Here is a 16,053-nt window from a genome sequence, read left to right on the forward strand (position 1 = left end):
CGCGCTGCGCTTACCCGGGCTACAGGCTGGTGCGGTCTGGTTTTTTGTAGCCCGGGTAAGGCGTTACGCCGCAACCCGGGGAATGCGCCGGGGTTGATGCATTGGTGCGGTTTCTTCCCGGGTCGCGCTGCGCTTACCCGGGCTACAGGCTGGTGCGGTCTGGTTTTTTGTAGCCCGGATAAGGCGTTACGCCGCAATCCGGGAATGTTCAGCCTTCTTTCGCCGATTTATTGCTTTTTTACCCAAGCGCCGGTTTGCGCGTTAAAGCCCAGCGCCTGCATAAACGCCGCCATCACGCCGCGGTCTTCCGCGTCGGCATCCGCGATGCGCCAGCTGCTGATTTCCGGGTTATCCCTTAGCACCTCTTCCACTAAATACTGTCCGACGCCGCGACGGCGGGTCACTTCACGCACGCACAGCGCGCTGAGTTCGCTCTCAACGCCGTTTAGCGTTACGCGAACCGCGGCCAGCAGGCGCTCATTGAAGCGGGCGGCATAAATACGATGGCTCTCATCCAGAGCCAGCGCCGCGAGATCCTGCGACGGCCAGATTTTACCTAAGTCGATGCGATCCTGATCGCTGAAGTGCTGTAAACGAATAATGGTCAGTTTCATACGCGAGGGTCCAGTCAAAACAGAGGCTTTAGTGTATCCAAATTCCCTGCCAGGCGGAGCGCCGTTTTTTGCCTGTTCATCAGGGGATTCGTTTTCCTGGAAGGAGCAGGGTAGAGCAATTCATCATGGATCGAAAAATAAGCAGAATTTTAACCTGATATGTAGCGTTTTATTCCGCCTTATGTATCGTTATTTTATGCTGTTTACTGGACTTTTTTTGTTTATCTTCCAGCAAATACAGAATATTATCTTTGCTTAATCGCCTGAAAAATAGAGATTTTACTCTGTATTCAGGCAAAAAACCTCGCTAAACCATTAAAGATAATGGTAAAAGTAGCGTTGTTTAATAAAAGTACAGAATGCTTTTTAACCATAAAAATACAAAATATTTACACCACATCACGAACGGGGTTCTGCAGCATGAAAAGGAACGCGAAAACGGTTATCGCGGGGTTAGTCGCACTGGCGATGTCCCAGGCGGCTTTTGCCAAAGATATTAAGGTCGCCGTTGTTGGCGCGATGTCTGGCCCGGTAGCCCAGTGGGGCGATATGGAATTCAACGGCGCGCGTCAGGCGATCAAAGATATTAATGCCCAGGGCGGCATCAAGGGCGATAAGCTGGTTGCCGTGGAGTACGATGACGCCTGCGACCCGAAACAGGCCGTTGCGGTGGCGAACAAAATCGTCAATGACGGCATTCAGTACGTTATCGGCCACCTCTGCTCTTCTTCCACCCAGCCGGCATCCGATATCTATGAAGATGAAGGCATTCTGATGATCTCCCCGGGCGCGACCAACCCGGAGCTGACCCAGCGCGGCTATCAGTACATCATGCGTACCGCCGGTCTGGACTCTTCGCAGGGGCCGACCGCCGCAAAATACATCATGGAAACCGTCAAGCCGCAGCGTATTGCTATCATTCATGATAAGCAGCAGTACGGCGAAGGCCTGGCGCGTTCCGTCCAGGATAGCCTGAAAAAAGGCGGCGCGAATATCGTCTTCTTCGACGGCATTACCGCCGGTGAAAAAGACTTCTCCGCGCTGCTGGCGCGCCTGAAAAAAGAGAATATCGACTTCGTTTACTACGGCGGCTACTACCCGGAAATGGGCCAGATGCTGCGCCAGGCGCGCTCCGTGGGCCTGAAAACCGTGTTTATGGGCCCGGAAGGCGTGGGTAACGCGTCGCTGTCCAACATCGCGGGCGATGCGGCGGAAGGCATGCTGGTGACGATGCCAAAACGCTATGACCAGGACCCGGCCAACAGCGCTATCGTTGACGCGCTCAAAGCCGAGAAGAAAGACCCGAGCGGTCCGTATGTCTGGATCACCTACGCCGCCGTGCAGTCGCTGGCGCAGGCGATGGACCGGGCCGGAAGCCAGGAGCCGCTGGATTTAATCAAAGATCTAAAAGCTCACGGCGCGAAAACCGTGATTGGGCCGCTGAATTGGGACGAAAAAGGCGATTTGAAGGGATTTGAATTTGGTGTCTTCCAGTGGCACGCGGACGGGTCATCCACCCTCGCGAAATAAGCCATAAGACAAGTTATCCCACCGCCCGTGCAAAGCGGGCGGGTAGAAAAAGGTTACCTTATGTCCGAGCAGTTTCTCTATTTTCTGCAGCAGATGTTTAACGGCGTCACGCTGGGAAGCACCTATGCGCTGATTGCCATCGGCTATACCATGGTGTACGGCATTATCGGTATGATCAACTTCGCCCACGGCGAGGTCTATATGATTGGCAGCTACGTCTCCTTCATGATTATTGCCGCCCTGATGATGATGGGCATTGATACCAGCTGGCTGCTGGTTGCCGCCGGATTCGTCGGCGCTATCGTGATTGCCAGCGCCTACGGCTGGAGTATCGAACGCGTGGCCTACCGGCCGGTGCGCAGCTCAAAACGCCTGATTGCGCTGATCTCCGCCATCGGGATGTCCATCTTCCTGCAAAACTACGTCAGCCTGACGGAAGGTTCGCGCGATGTCGCGCTGCCGAGCCTGTTCAACGGCCAGTGGACGGTAGGCAGCAGCGATAACTTCACCGCCACTATCACCACCATGCAGCTGGTTATCTGGGTGGTGACGTTTATCGCCATGCTGGCGCTGACGCTCTTTATCCGCTATTCCCGCATGGGGCGCGCCTGCCGCGCCTGCGCTGAAGACCTGAAAATGGCCAGCCTGCTCGGCATCAACACCGACCGGGTGATTGCGCTGACGTTTGTGATCGGCGCGGCAATGGCGGCGGTTGCCGGCGTTCTGCTCGGTCAGTTCTACGGCGTAATCAACCCGTACATCGGCTTTATGGCCGGGATGAAGGCCTTTACCGCCGCGGTGTTGGGCGGCATCGGCAGCATTCCCGGGGCGATGATCGGCGGGTTGATCCTCGGTATCGCCGAAGCGCTCTCTTCTGCCTATCTCAGTACGGAATATAAAGACGTGGTCTCCTTCGCGCTGCTGATCCTGGTTCTGCTGGTGATGCCTACCGGTATCCTGGGCCGTCCGGAGGTAGAAAAAGTATGAAACCGATGCATTTTGCGATGGCGCTGCTGTCCGCGGTGATGTTCTTTATCCTGGCGGGCGTCTTTATGGGCGTGCAGCTGGAGCTGGACGGCACGAAGCTGGTGGTGGATACCGCCGCCGATATCCGCTGGCAGTGGATCTATATCGGTACCGCGGTGGTCTTCTTCTTCCAGCTGCTGCGTCCCATTTTCCAGAAAACCATGAAGAACGTCTCCGGGCCGAAGTTTATTCTGCCGGCTATCGACGGTTCGACGGTAAAACAGAAGCTGTTCCTGATCGCCCTGCTGGTTATCGCCGTGGCGTGGCCGTTTATGGTGTCGCGCGGGACGGTGGATATCGCTACCCTGACGATGATCTATATCATCCTCGGCCTGGGCCTTAACGTGGTGGTGGGGCTTTCCGGCCTGCTGGTGCTGGGCTACGGCGGTTTCTACGCCATCGGCGCCTACACCTTCGCGCTGCTGAACCACTATTACGGTCTGGGCTTCTGGACCTGCCTGCCGCTGGCGGGGCTGGTGTCGGCGGCGGCGGGCTTCCTGCTTGGCTTCCCGGTCCTGCGCCTGCGCGGCGACTATCTGGCGATTGTCACGCTTGGCTTTGGCGAAATCGTGCGCATCCTGCTGCTTAACAACACCGAAATAACCGGTGGCCCGAACGGCATCAGCCAGATCCCGAAACCGACGCTGTTCGGCCTTGAATTTAGCCGCAGCGCCCGCGAAGGCGGCTGGGATACGTTCAGCAACTTCTTCGGCGTGAAGTACGATCCCTCCGATCGCGTGATTTTCCTCTACCTGGTCGCTCTGCTGCTGGTGGTGTTAAGCCTGTTCGTGATTAATCGCCTGCTGCGTATGCCGCTGGGCCGCGCGTGGGAAGCGCTGCGTGAAGATGAGATTGCCTGCCGCTCGCTGGGCCTCAGCCCGACGCGCATCAAGCTGACCGCCTTTACCATCAGCGCCGCGTTTGCCGGTTTTGCCGGTACCCTGTTCGCCGCCCGTCAGGGCTTCGTCAGTCCGGAATCCTTTACCTTCGCCGAGTCGGCCTTTGTGCTGGCGATTGTGGTTCTCGGCGGTATGGGCTCCCAGTTCGCGGTGATCCTGGCGGCGGTTCTGCTGGTCGTCTCGCGCGAGCTGATGCGTGATTTCAATGAATACAGCATGCTGATGCTGGGTGCGCTGATGGTACTGATGATGATCTGGCGTCCGCAGGGGCTTCTGCCGATGACCCGTCCGCAGCTGAAGCTGAAAAATGGGCAGGCCAAAGGAGGAGAGCAGGCATGAGTCAGCCATTATTATCCGTAAACGGTCTGATGATGCGTTTTGGCGGCCTGCTGGCGGTCAACAACGTGTCGCTGGAGCTGCGCGAGCGGGAAATCGTTTCGCTTATCGGCCCTAACGGCGCGGGCAAAACCACCGTTTTTAACTGCCTGACCGGTTTCTATAAGCCAACCGGCGGCACCATTATGCTGCGCGACCAGCATCTGGAAGGGCTGCCGGGGCAGCAGATTGCCCGTATGGGCGTGGTGCGAACGTTCCAGCACGTGCGTCTGTTCCGCGAAATGACGGTGATTGAAAACCTGCTGGTGGCGCAGCATCAGCAGCTGAAAACCGGGGTTTTCTCCGGCCTGCTGAAGACGCCGTCCTTCCGCCGCGCCCAGAGCGAAGCGCTGGACCGCGCCGCGACCTGGCTTGAACGTATTGGCCTGCTTGAGCACGCCAACCGGCAGGCCAGTAACCTGGCCTACGGCGACCAGCGCCGTCTGGAGATTGCCCGCTGTATGGTGACCCAGCCGGAAATCCTGATGCTGGATGAGCCCGCGGCGGGGCTAAACCCGAAAGAGACCAAAGAGCTGGACGAGCTAATCGTCGAGCTGCGCAGCCATCACAACACCACCATCCTGCTGATTGAGCACGATATGAAGCTGGTGATGGGCATTTCCGATCGTATTTACGTGGTAAACCAGGGCACGCCGCTGGCCAACGGTACGCCGGAAGAGATCCGCAACAACCCGGACGTGATCCGCGCCTATTTAGGTGAAGCATAATGGTGGTGACGCATAAGATGGAAAAAGTGATGTTATCTTTTGACAACGTCAGCGCGCATTACGGCAAAATCCAGGCGCTGCACAACGTCAGTCTGCATATCAATCAGGGAGAGATTGTCACCCTGATTGGCGCCAACGGCGCGGGAAAAACTACTCTGCTGGGTACCCTGTGCGGCGACCCGCGCGCCTCCAGCGGCCGCGTGGTTTTCGACGGTAAAGATATTACCGACTGGCAGACGGCGAAAATCATGCGCGAAGCGGTGGCGATCGTGCCGGAAGGACGCCGCGTTTTCTCGCGGATGACGGTGGAAGAGAACCTGGCGATGGGCGGTTTTTTTGCCGACCGCGACCAGTTCCAGACCCGCATCAAATGGGTGTATGAGCTGTTTCCGCGCCTGCATGAGCGTCGGGTTCAGCGGGCGGGCACCATGTCCGGCGGCGAGCAGCAGATGCTGGCTATCGGGCGCGCGCTGATGAGCCAGCCGCGCCTGCTGCTGCTGGATGAGCCTTCGCTCGGTCTGGCGCCGATTATCATTCAGCAAATCTTCGATACCATCGAACAGCTGCGCGAGCAGGGGATGACTATCTTCCTCGTCGAGCAGAACGCCAACCAGGCGCTGAAGCTGGCAGACCGCGGCTACGTGCTGGAAAACGGTCACGTGGTGCTTGAGGATACCGGCGACGCGCTGCTGGCGAATGAAGCGGTACGCAGCGCCTATCTGGGCGGGTAGTGAAGACAAAACGCCCGGCATCTGCCGGGCGTTTTACTTGGCTACTACAGTTCCAGAGAGCGTTTCCACAGCATAAAATCATACTGTTCGAGCGCATCCGCTTTGGTGCGCCAGGTCCCACTGGCGGTGGCGATGATTTTCTCAAACAGGCCGTCGGCGATGTCCGCCAGCGGCGTGCCTTCGATAATCGGCCCGCAGTCATAATCGATAATATCCGGCATCTTTTTCGCCAGCGCGGAGTTGGTTGAAACCTTAAGCACCGGAACGATAGGGTTCCCCGTCGGCGTACCTAACCCGGTTGAGAAGATCACCACGTTGCACCCCGCCGCGACCAGGCCCGTTACCGCGTCCACATCGTTGCCCGGCGTGCAGACCAGCGAAAGGCCGCTTTCTCCCATCGGTTCGGCGTAGTCGCATACCGCGCTTACCGGCGCTCTGCCGCCTTTTTTCGCCGCGCCGGCGGATTTGATGGCGTCAGTGATCAGCCCATCGGCAATGTTTCCCGGGCTGGGATTATCGGCGATGGTGGTACCGAAGAAGTTCGCGACATGCTCATAGTTTTTCATCAGCGACAAAAACTTCTCTTTCAGCTCGCGGGTCGCGCAGCGTTGCACGATATCCCCTTCAGCGCCGCACAGCTCGGGGAATTCCGCCAGCCCCGACGCGCCGCCGAGGGCGACAAGACGATCCGACACTTCGCCCATCGCCGGGTTAGCGCTGATCCCCGAGAACCCGTCAGAAGCGCCGCACTTCACGCCGATTTTGAGGTGGGAGAGCGGGACGTCCTGCCGCTCGGCGACGGGGGCTTCGCGGATCGCGTTATAGGTTTCAGTCAACGCATCCTGCATCATTTTTTCTTCGCTACTCCAGTCCTGCTGTCTGAAGTAAATAATCGGTTTGTTGAAATTCGGGTTGCGCTTCGCCAGCGCGGCGTTGAAATCAACAATCCGCGCTTTTTCACAGCCGAGGGCAAAGACCGTCACGCCAAGAACGTTGGGATGATCGGAATAGGCGGCCAGCACGTCGCACATCGTCATGCTGTCCGAGGTGGCGCCGCCGCAGCCGGAATTGACGGTAATACAGCGGATGCCGTCAAGATGCGGGAAGGGCAGATGCCGGGTATCGTTTAATGCTCCTGCCGACGTCACCTGGCGAGCAAAATTTTTCAGGCCGTTATTGGCGTAGCCGAGGGCGTCGTTCAGCGCATCGGTGACGCGCTGAACGTTGCGGTTTTCACAGAATACCAGCGGAATGACCAGCCAGTAGTTCGCGGTGGCGACCCGGCCATCTTCGCGAACTATGCCCTTGAAAGTCCGCTGCTGCCAGGCGGAAACATCCGGCTGCTGCCAGTCATAGGGCGCGACGTCGTCAAGCGAAACCGGGGCCGCGTAGTGTTTGATATTCTCAGTGGTAATGGCTTCGCCGCGGGTGATGGGGCGCGTCGCTTTGCCGACCGGAACGCCGTACAGCGACACGATATCGCCGGGCGCAATATCCTCGGTGGCGAATTTATGTTTGGCTTTGACATCGCTACGCAGAACGTAGGCTTCATCGTTCCAGTGAACCCGCTGCTCTTTGCGTAAGTCCTGCAGCGCAACGATCAGGTTATCGGTAGGGTCAATTTTTAAGATGGTCTGCATGTTCATTATCCTTTGTTATAAGCGCATCAGGACTTAGTGATGGGGGACCGCGACGCCGTTTGTCGCTTTTCTGCCGGCAAGGGCGGCAATCAGCAGCGCGCAGCAGACGGTGATGAGCGACAGGGCGACCAGACCCGCCGAATCGTTGCCGAAGAAGGCATCGACCTCAACGCGAATCAGCGGCGCGAGGAAGCTGCAAAATGCGCCCATGGTGGTGCAAAAGCCGATACTGGCGGCCAGCGCCGAGCCTGACACAATCTGCGCCGGGAAAGTCCAGAAGATAGGTTGCACGGAGAGGAAGCCGATGGCCGACAGCGAGAGCGCGGCAATGGCGAGTACCGGGCCGGACCAGGCAGAAACAAACAGCCCCAGCGCCGCCGCCAGCATACAGATGACTGAAATCAGCACCCGACGGGCCGGCATTTTGTCCGCCAGACGCGGAATGTAATAGACGCCGACGGCGGAGCAGGCCCACGGAATGGCGGCGACCAGCGACTCCTTAAAGCCGAGGGTGGAGCCCATTAGCGAGGCGACTTGCGAAGGCAGGAAGAACATCAGCCCGTAAACGCTGATCTGGATGGTGCCGTAGATCAGCGCCAGGTGCCAGACTTTCAGGCTTTTCAGGGCGGTGCCGACGCTGCTGGTTTCCGTCTGCCGCTGCTCCTGCTGAAGCTGAGCAATCAGCGCCTTTTTCTCTTCGTCGTTCAGGAATCGCGCTTTGGCCGGCGTATCATCAAGCCAGAACCAGGCGAAGATCCCCATGATGACCGCCGGAATGCCTTCGATAAAGAACATCCAGAACCAGCCGGGTTTGCCGAGGAAGCCGTGCATTTCCAGAAGCGCCCCGGAGATGGGCGAGCCTAAGGTTAATGCCAGCGGCACGCCGAGCACGAAGATACCGACGACGGAGGCGCGAACTTTATTGGGAAAGTAGATTGAGGCCAGCAGCAGAATACCGGGATAAAAACCGGCTTCGCCTAACCCCAGTAAAAAGCGCAGAACAATAAACTGGGTTTCCGTCTGCACCAGTCCGGTGAGGGCAGAGAGAATGCCCCACAGCGCGGTGGTGATACTTAACCATTTTTGCGCGCCGATTTTATTCAGAATCAGGTTAGCGGGAATACCAAACAGCGCATAGGCGGCGAAAAAGATCCCCGCGCCGAGGGCGAAGGCGGAATTGGAGAGCCCAATATCCACCTGCATCGCCTCTTTGGCGAATCCCACGTTCACCCTGTCGATAAAGGCGATGAAGTACAAAATAAACATCAGTGGCACCAGGCGCTTCCATGATTTGGTAATCGCGGAATTGAGGGCCGGATTGTCGTAAGCTGTGATGGTTTTCATAATACCTCCGCGTGGGGGTCAGGCATTAATTTCAATACCAGCGCGGGAAAGTATCCGCAGAATACTTTCGGTCTGGCAGGTGGCGAGCGAGCTAAACGGTGGCGTGCAGCGGTCGGACTGAATAATTCCGCGCAGCTGTAACGCTTTTTTAAATGTTGGAATGAACGGATCGTTAACCGCGTAAATATCCATTAACCCATCCACTTTTTGCTGATACCGCGAAATTTTCTGCACATCGTTATCGTTAAATGCCTGCATCCAGTCGCGGAATATTTCAGGGCAAATATTGGATAACCCGCCAATACATCCATCGCCCCCCGCCAGGACATTGTGCGCGAAGTTATTGTCATAACCGGCATAGACTTCAAAATACGGTAGTTCAGATTTTACCTGGCGAATCACCTGCGACGTGTGATTGGTGTCCGGAATGGTGTCTTTAAGACCGACAATATTTGGGAACTCGCTGGCGAGTCGTAAACAGACCTCCGGCGAGACGGAATAGCCGGTGCGCTCCGGAAAGTTATAGATGAATATTTTGGCGGCGGTGCGGCGGGCAATCTGGCTATAAAATGTATAAATGCCTTCATCAGTCAGGCGGAAGTACCACGGGCTGATAATCATGACGCCATCCAGCCCGCACTCATCTGCATAGTTTGCCAGCTCTACGCACTCGTCAATATCCATGCGGCTGGTACCCGCATAGGCCTTTATTCCCTCGCGCGGGAACTCTGCCGCCATTTGAATTATCTGACGGGATGTTTTCATATCCAGCGAGAAAAACTCGCCGGTACTGCCCATGACGACAAATCCCGATACGCTGTTTTTAATAAAATCGTACAGGCGAAAATTTCCGTCAGGATCCAGCCTGCCCTGCTCATCAAAAACCGTTATTGCCGGGGTGATGTAACGACTTTGCATATTCAACCTCTTTGTTGTTCGTATATACAAACACTGTTTGTATTTGCGATTAAGCATAAGTAAACACGCCATCGACGTGAAGTCAAATGGCGCCAAAGTCGTGCGGATAATTGATTAAATCAATGAATAGATGGGGAATTATGCAGAAGAGACGGGCGTCACGGCGGATCATTAAATATCGGTATTGTGTGGGTAATCACAATTCCGACGGCATCGTGGGCGAATAAATCAGTAATTTTTAATATCAGGCAGCTTATTCAGCACGCTTTCGATACGACCCTTTGCCTCTTTTAACGCGCGAATAACCTGCTGCGTTTTTTCATCGCTGGCGCGGAAAGAGGGCAATGAGACGCTGATCGCCGCCAGAATAATGCCTTTCTGCAGCAGGGGGACGGCAAAGCAGATGGTATCGTCGTTGATTTCCCGATCGTCCATGGCATAACCGTTGGCGGCGACCCATTCCAGCTGCTGACGAAGCTGAGCCATATTCGTTACGCTGCGGGCGGTAACGGAAGGAAAACCCTGCGGATAGAGCTCCAGGATCTCTTCGTCGCGGTGCTTATGCAGCAGCGCCTTGCCCAGGGCAGAGCAGATCGCCGGAAGGCGAGTCCCTACCTTAGAGACCAGCTGCACGGTTTGGTCGCCCTGAACTTTATCAACATAGAGCACCCAGGCGTCATCCAGAATGCCGAGCTGGCAAACTTCATTGCATTCATTGACCACCGCGTGCATTTCGCTATTGATCGTTTTCAGCCAGAACTCTTTTTCCACCGTTGAGCTGGCCAGAACCGCGCACGAGATCCCCAGCGTATATATGCCGTTGCGATCGTCGTGGCTGATATATTTCCGGTACTGCAGCGATTTGAGGATCGGGAAAATGGTTCCCTTCGAAATATCCGTTTTGAGCGATAGCTCGGAAAGCGTCATTCCGTCCGCGTTGGCTAAGGTTTCCAGAATGAGTAAAACGCGTTCGGTAGGTTTATGAAGCGTCTTCATATTTTTCCTTATGACGGCTCGCCGGAGAGTGCTGTTTAACGCCCCCTATTTAACTACAGATCCCCGCTTATCTGTAGCCTGCACCACCTCTCTTTTTCGCTTTGCCATTTCCCTGCCACTTTTTTTTCACCGTTTCATCATGTTTTTGCCAATTTATTGTAATATTTTTGTAATGCAATAGTTATTTTTCTGTCATTCGAGCATGTCATGTTACCCCCGCGAACATAAAACGCGTGAAATCGCGCATCCGGAACAACAAGAGAGATAACCGATGATATCGTTACGACATACAGCTTTAGGACTGGCGCTCAGCCTGGCATTTGCCGGACAAGCCCTGGCGGTAACCACTATCCCGTTCTGGCACTCGATGGAAGGGGAGTTGGGTAAAGAAGTTGATTCACTGGCGCAACGTTTCAACGCAGCCAACCCGGACTACAAAATTGTTCCGGTGTATAAAGGCAACTATGAGCAGAGCCTGAGCGCCGGCATCGCCGCCTTCCGTACCGGCAACGCCCCGGCTATTCTGCAGGTTTACGAAGTCGGCACCGCGACGATGATGGCCTCGAAGGCGATTAAGCCGGTCTATCAGGTGTTCAGCGATGCGGGCATTCAGTTTGATGAAACGCAGTTCGTGCCAACCGTCTCCGGTTATTACACCGACTCGAAAACCGGCCATCTGCTCTCCCAGCCGTTTAACAGCTCCACGCCGGTGCTGTACTACAACAAAGACGCCTTTAAAAAAGCCGGATTAGATCCGGAACAGCCGCCGAAAACCTGGCAGGATCTGGCGGCGTATACCGCGAAGCTGAAAGCTGCCGGGATGAAATGCGGCTACGCCAGCGGCTGGCAGGGCTGGATTCAGATTGAAAACTTCAGCGCCTGGCACGGCCTGCCGGTGGCGACCAAAAACAACGGCTTCGACGGTACCGATGCGGTACTGGAGTTCAACAAGCCGGAGCAGGTGAAGCATATCGCTCTGCTCGAAGAACTGAACAAGAAAGGCGACTTCAGCTACTTCGGGCGTAAAGACGAATCCACCGAGAAGTTCTATAACGGCGACTGCGCCATTACCACCGCCTCTTCCGGCTCCCTCGCGGATATTCGCCAGTACGCGAAGTTCAACTATGGCGTAGGGATGATGCCGTACGACGCCGACGTGAAGGGCGCGCCGCAAAACGCCATTATCGGCGGGGCCAGCCTGTGGGTGATGCAGGGTAAAGACAAAGAAACCTATACCGGCGTCGCCAAATTCCTCGATTTCCTGACTAAGCCGGAAAACGCCGCCGAATGGCATCAGAAAACCGGCTATCTGCCGATTACCACCGCCGCTTACAACCTGACCCGCGAACAGGGCTTCTATGATAAGAACCCCGGTGCCGATATCGCGACGCGCCAGATGCTGAACAAGCCGCCGCTGCCGTTCACCAAAGGTCTGCGCCTGGGCAATATGCCGCAGATTCGCACCATCGTGGATGAAGAACTGGAAAGCGTATGGACCGGGAAGAAAACGCCTCAGCAGGCGCTGGACGCCGCGGTTGAGCGCGGTAATCAGCTGCTGCGCCGTTTCGAGCAGTCAACCAGGTCGTAATCTTATAGCCAGCCCCTCACCCTCTCCCCGTCGGGGAGAGGGGATCGCCCGGAGCCGTCTTTTCATCCTCGCCCGTTTAGGGAGAGGGCCGGGATGAGGGGAAACCAACTCAGAGTTTAACTATGTCATCATCCCGTCCGGTGTTCCGCTCGCGTTGGCTGCCCTATGTGCTGGTCGCGCCGCAGCTGGTTATCACCGTCATCTTTTTTATCTGGCCCGCGGGCGAAGCGCTGTGGTATTCACTGCAGAGCGTCGATCCGTTTGGGCTCTCCAGCCAGTTTGTTGGCCTGGATAACTTTTTAGCCCTCTTCCAGGACCCGTACTACCTGGACTCCTTCTGGACCACCATTAAGTTCAGCACGATGGTTACCGTCAGCGGCCTGCTGATCTCGCTGTTTTTCGCCGCGCTGGTGGATTACGTGGTGCGCGGCAGCCGCTTCTATCAGACGCTGATGCTCCTGCCCTATGCCGTTGCGCCCGCGGTGGCGGCGGTGCTATGGATCTTCTTGTTCAACCCCGGACGCGGGCTGATTACGCATCTCCTCGGTGAGATGGGCTACGACTGGAACCACGCGCAGAACAGCGGTCAGGCGATGTTCCTTGTGGTTTTCGCCTCGGTCTGGAAGCAGATTAGTTACAACTTCCTGTTCTTCTTCGCCGCGCTGCAATCTATTCCCCGCTCGCTGGTAGAAGCCGCCGCGATTGACGGCGCCGGCCCGGTTCGCCGCTTCTTCAGGCTGGCGCTGCCGCTGATCGCCCCGGTGAGCTTCTTCCTGCTGGTGGTGAACCTGGTATACGCCTTCTTTGATACCTTCCCGGTTATCGATGCCGCAACCGGCGGCGGGCCGGTTCAGGCGACAACAACGCTGATTTATAAGATCTACCGTGAAGGTTTTGCCGGGCTCGACCTTTCCGCTTCCGCCGCCCAGTCGGTGGTGCTGATGTTCCTCGTCATTATTCTGACGGTGGTGCAGTTCCGCTACGTTGAACGAAAGGTGCGCTACCAATGATTGAGAATCGACGCGGGCTGACGATTTTCAGCCATACCATGCTGATTTTAGGGATCGCGGTCATTCTGTTCCCGCTGTATGTCGCCTTTGTCGCGGCGACGCTGGACAGTAAAGCGGTTTTTGATACGCCGATGACGCTGATTCCCGGCGGCCATCTGCTCGAAAACATGAAGTTTATCTGGGTGAACGGCGTAGGGGCCAATAGCGCGCCGTTCTGGCTGATGATGCTCAACAGCTTCATCATGGCCTTCGGCATCACGGTGGGCAAAATTACGGTCTCGATGCTCTCCGCTTTCGCCATCGTCTGGTTTCGTTTTCCGCTGCGCAACCTGTTCTTCTGGATGATCTTCATCACGCTGATGCTGCCGGTTGAGGTGCGTATTTTCCCGACGGTGGAAGTGATCGCCAACCTGAAAATGCTCGACAGCTATGCCGGGCTCACCCTGCCGCTGATGGCTTCGGCGACCGCCACCTTCCTGTTCCGCCAGTTCTTTATGACCCTGCCGGACGAGCTGATAGAGGCCGCACGTATCGACGGCGCGTCGCCGATGCGCTTCTTCCGCGACATCGTGCTGCCGCTGTCGAAAACCAACCTGGCGGCGCTGTTCGTCATCACCTTTATCTACGGCTGGAACCAGTATCTGTGGCCGCTGCTGATCATTACCGACGTGAATCTCGGCACGGCGGTCGCGGGCATTAAAGGGATGATCGCCATCGGCCAGGGTACCACGCAGTGGAATCAGGTGATGGCGGCGATGCTGCTTACGCTGATTCCTCCGGTTGTCATCGTTTTAGCCATGCAGCGCGCGTTTGTGCGTGGTCTAGTGGATAGTGAGAAATAAAATGGCAGGACTTAAGCTACAGGCAGTAACCAAAAGCTGGGATGGCAAAACCCAGGTGATCCAGCCGCTGACGCTGGACGTCGCGGACGGCGAATTTATTGTGATGGTGGGTCCCTCGGGCTGCGGAAAATCAACCCTGCTGCGCATGGTGGCGGGCCTGGAGCGGGTCACCAGCGGCGATATCTGGATCGACCGCAAGCGCGTCACCGAAATGGAACCGAAAGATCGCGGTATTGCGATGGTGTTCCAGAACTACGCCCTCTACCCGCATATGAGCGTGGAAGAGAATATGGCGTGGGGCCTGAAAATTCGCGGTTTAGGTAAAGGATTAATTGCCGAACGTGTCCAGGAAGCGGCGCGCATTCTGGAGCTGGACGGCCTGCTGAAGCGCCGTCCGCGCGAACTCTCCGGCGGCCAGCGCCAGCGCGTGGCGATGGGGCGGGCTATCGTGCGCGACCCGGCGGTATTCCTGTTTGATGAGCCGCTCTCCAACCTCGATGCCAAACTGCGCGTGCAGATGCGTCTGGAGCTGCAGCTGCTGCACCGTCGGCTGAAAACCACCTCGCTGTACGTGACGCACGATCAGGTGGAAGCCATGACCCTCGCGCAGCGGGTGATGGTGATGAATAAAGGCATCGCCGAGCAGATTGGTACGCCGGTCGAGGTCTACGAAAAACCGGCCAGCCGCTTTGTGGCGAGCTTTATCGGCAGCCCGGCAATGAACCTGCTGGAAGGCCGGGTCAGCGACGACGGTAGCCGCTTCGAGCTTGAGGGCGGGATGCTTTTACCCATCAACAGCGAGCATCGCCGCTATGCCGGGCGTAAGATGACCCTGGGTATCCGTCCGGAACATTTTGCATTAAGCTCCGAGGCGGAAGGTGGCGTACCGCTGGTGATGGATACGCTGGAAATTTTAGGTGCCGATAACCTCGCCCACGGGCGCTGGGGCGAGCAAAAGCTGGTGGTCCGGCTGCCGCACCAGCAGCGTCCGCAGGCGGGCAGCACCCTGTGGCTGCATCTGCCGCAGGAAAGTCTGCATCTTTTTGATAGTGAAACAGGACAACGCGCATGAGTCACTGGCCTTATCCTCATATCGTCGCCCACCGCGGCGGCGGTAAACTGGCCCCGGAAAATACCCTGGCGGCCATCGATACCGGCGCTCGTTACGGCCATACGATGATTGAGTTTGACGCTAAGTTATCGAAAGACGGGCAGATTTTTTTACTGCACGATGACAATCTCGAACGCACCAGCAACGGCTGGGGCGTGGCGGGCGAACTGGCGTGGAACGATCTGCTAAAAGTGGATGCCGGCAGCTGGTACAGCGGCGAGTTCAAAGGCGAGCCGCTGCCGCTGCTGAGCGAGGTGGCCGACCGCTGCCGTCAGCACGGCATGATGGCCAATATCGAAATTAAACCGACCACCGGCACCGGGCCGCTGACCGGCAAAGCGGTGGCGCTGGCGGCGCGTGAGCTGTGGCAGGGGATGACGCCGCCGCTGCTCTCATCGTTTGACGTTGATGCGCTGGAAGCCGCGCAGGAGGCGGTGCCCGAACTGCCGCGCGGGCTGCTGCTGGATGAGTGGCGCAACGACTGGCGCGAACTGACCTCGCGTCTCGGCTGCGTCTCTATTCACCTCAACCATAAGCTGCTGGATGAAGCGCGCGTGGCGAGCCTGAAGGCCGCGGGCCTGCATATTCTGGTCTATACCGTTAACAAACCGCAGCGCGCCGTCGAGCTGCTGCGTTGGGGCGTGGACAGCATCTGCACCGATGCGATTGACGTCATCGGCCCCAACTTCCCGGCGTAATCC

At 57.0% G+C, this 16,053-nt stretch carries 15 protein-coding genes; 10 read left to right on the plus strand and 5 right to left on the minus strand.

The window, feature by feature from the left end:
* Positions 1 to 227: 227 nt before the first annotated feature.
* The gene (panM, locus tag ABLU67_RS00470) at positions 228 to 614 is read right to left on the minus strand and encodes an aspartate 1-decarboxylase autocleavage activator PanM (RefSeq protein ID WP_102803184.1); all 387 of its coding nucleotides are present in this window, start codon (positions 612 to 614) and stop codon (positions 228 to 230) included.
* A gap of 420 nt (positions 615 to 1,034) precedes the next feature.
* On the opposite strand from panM, the gene livK reads away from it, so the two are divergent.
* From livK to livF, 5 genes are read left to right on the plus strand one after another with little or no spacing between them, the layout of a single operon-like run.
* Entirely contained in the window at positions 1,035 to 2,144 is a 1,110-nt protein-coding gene (gene livK, locus ABLU67_RS00475) for a high-affinity branched-chain amino acid ABC transporter substrate-binding protein LivK (RefSeq protein ID WP_032751577.1), read from the plus strand.
* Positions 2,145 to 2,204: 60 nt separating this feature from the next.
* Complete coding sequence (gene livH, locus ABLU67_RS00480; protein ID WP_014227088.1) at positions 2,205 to 3,131, plus strand: high-affinity branched-chain amino acid ABC transporter permease LivH; 927 nt, start codon at positions 2,205 to 2,207, stop codon at positions 3,129 to 3,131.
* On the plus strand, positions 3,128 to 4,408 hold the full coding sequence (gene livM / locus ABLU67_RS00485; protein ID WP_148842242.1) for a branched chain amino acid ABC transporter permease LivM: 1,281 nt from the start codon (positions 3,128 to 3,130) through the stop codon (positions 4,406 to 4,408). The genes livH and livM overlap by 4 nt, the downstream gene beginning before the upstream one ends.
* Positions 4,405 to 5,172 carry a high-affinity branched-chain amino acid ABC transporter ATP-binding protein LivG gene (gene livG / locus ABLU67_RS00490; protein WP_004855045.1) on the plus strand — a complete coding sequence of 256 codons (768 nt, stop codon included), beginning with the start codon at positions 4,405 to 4,407 and terminating at the stop codon, positions 5,170 to 5,172. The genes livM and livG overlap by 4 nt, the downstream gene beginning before the upstream one ends.
* Before the next feature lie 17 nt (positions 5,173 to 5,189).
* The gene (livF, locus tag ABLU67_RS00495; protein WP_004126158.1) at positions 5,190 to 5,903 is read left to right on the plus strand and encodes a high-affinity branched-chain amino acid ABC transporter ATP-binding protein LivF; all 714 of its coding nucleotides are present in this window, start codon (positions 5,190 to 5,192) and stop codon (positions 5,901 to 5,903) included.
* 44 nt (positions 5,904 to 5,947) lie between these two features.
* Here livF and ABLU67_RS00500 read toward each other — a convergent pair whose 3' ends face one another.
* The 4 genes from ABLU67_RS00500 to ABLU67_RS00515 all read right to left on the minus strand — a co-directional run bounded on the left by ABLU67_RS00500 (position 5,948) and on the right by ABLU67_RS00515 (position 10,801).
* On the minus strand, positions 5,948 to 7,543 hold the full coding sequence (locus ABLU67_RS00500; RefSeq protein WP_014839706.1) for an altronate dehydratase family protein: 1,596 nt from the start codon (positions 7,541 to 7,543) through the stop codon (positions 5,948 to 5,950).
* Between the two features lie 33 nt (positions 7,544 to 7,576).
* The gene (locus tag ABLU67_RS00505; protein WP_048263517.1) at positions 7,577 to 8,887 is read right to left on the minus strand and encodes an MFS transporter; all 1,311 of its coding nucleotides are present in this window, start codon (positions 8,885 to 8,887) and stop codon (positions 7,577 to 7,579) included.
* Positions 8,888 to 8,905: 18 nt separating this feature from the next.
* Positions 8,906 to 9,805 (minus strand): dihydrodipicolinate synthase family protein, encoded by a 900-nt coding sequence (locus ABLU67_RS00510; RefSeq protein ID WP_049084383.1) that lies wholly within the window; start codon positions 9,803 to 9,805, stop codon positions 8,906 to 8,908.
* Between the two features lie 228 nt (positions 9,806 to 10,033).
* Entirely contained in the window at positions 10,034 to 10,801 is a 768-nt protein-coding gene (locus ABLU67_RS00515; protein WP_014839703.1) for an IclR family transcriptional regulator, read from the minus strand.
* A gap of 271 nt (positions 10,802 to 11,072) precedes the next feature.
* Here ABLU67_RS00515 and ugpB point away from each other — a divergent pair, with 271 nt between their 5' ends.
* From ugpB to ugpQ, 5 genes are all read left to right on the plus strand, one after another.
* Complete coding sequence (ugpB, locus tag ABLU67_RS00520; protein ID WP_004855028.1) at positions 11,073 to 12,389, plus strand: sn-glycerol-3-phosphate ABC transporter substrate-binding protein UgpB; 1,317 nt, start codon at positions 11,073 to 11,075, stop codon at positions 12,387 to 12,389.
* A gap of 122 nt (positions 12,390 to 12,511) precedes the next feature.
* Complete coding sequence (gene ugpA, locus ABLU67_RS00525) at positions 12,512 to 13,399, plus strand: sn-glycerol-3-phosphate ABC transporter permease UgpA (protein WP_004126134.1); 888 nt, start codon at positions 12,512 to 12,514, stop codon at positions 13,397 to 13,399.
* Entirely contained in the window at positions 13,396 to 14,241 is an 846-nt protein-coding gene (ugpE, locus tag ABLU67_RS00530) for a sn-glycerol-3-phosphate ABC transporter permease UgpE (protein WP_004116045.1), read from the plus strand. The genes ugpA and ugpE overlap by 4 nt, the downstream gene beginning before the upstream one ends.
* A 1-nt stretch (position 14,242) precedes the next feature.
* Positions 14,243 to 15,313: a sn-glycerol-3-phosphate import ATP-binding protein UgpC gene (locus ABLU67_RS00535; protein WP_116280684.1), complete on the plus strand. Its 1,071-nt coding sequence runs from the start codon at positions 14,243 to 14,245 to the stop codon at positions 15,311 to 15,313.
* Entirely contained in the window at positions 15,310 to 16,050 is a 741-nt protein-coding gene (gene ugpQ / locus ABLU67_RS00540) for a glycerophosphodiester phosphodiesterase (protein WP_201993530.1), read from the plus strand. The genes ABLU67_RS00535 and ugpQ overlap by 4 nt, the downstream gene beginning before the upstream one ends.
* The last annotated feature ends 3 nt before the right edge of the window (positions 16,051 to 16,053 follow it).

The sequence above is a fragment of the Klebsiella sp. GN_Kp190 genome, from assembly GCF_040061795.1.
GTDB lineage: Bacteria > Pseudomonadota > Gammaproteobacteria > Enterobacterales > Enterobacteriaceae > Klebsiella > Klebsiella michiganensis.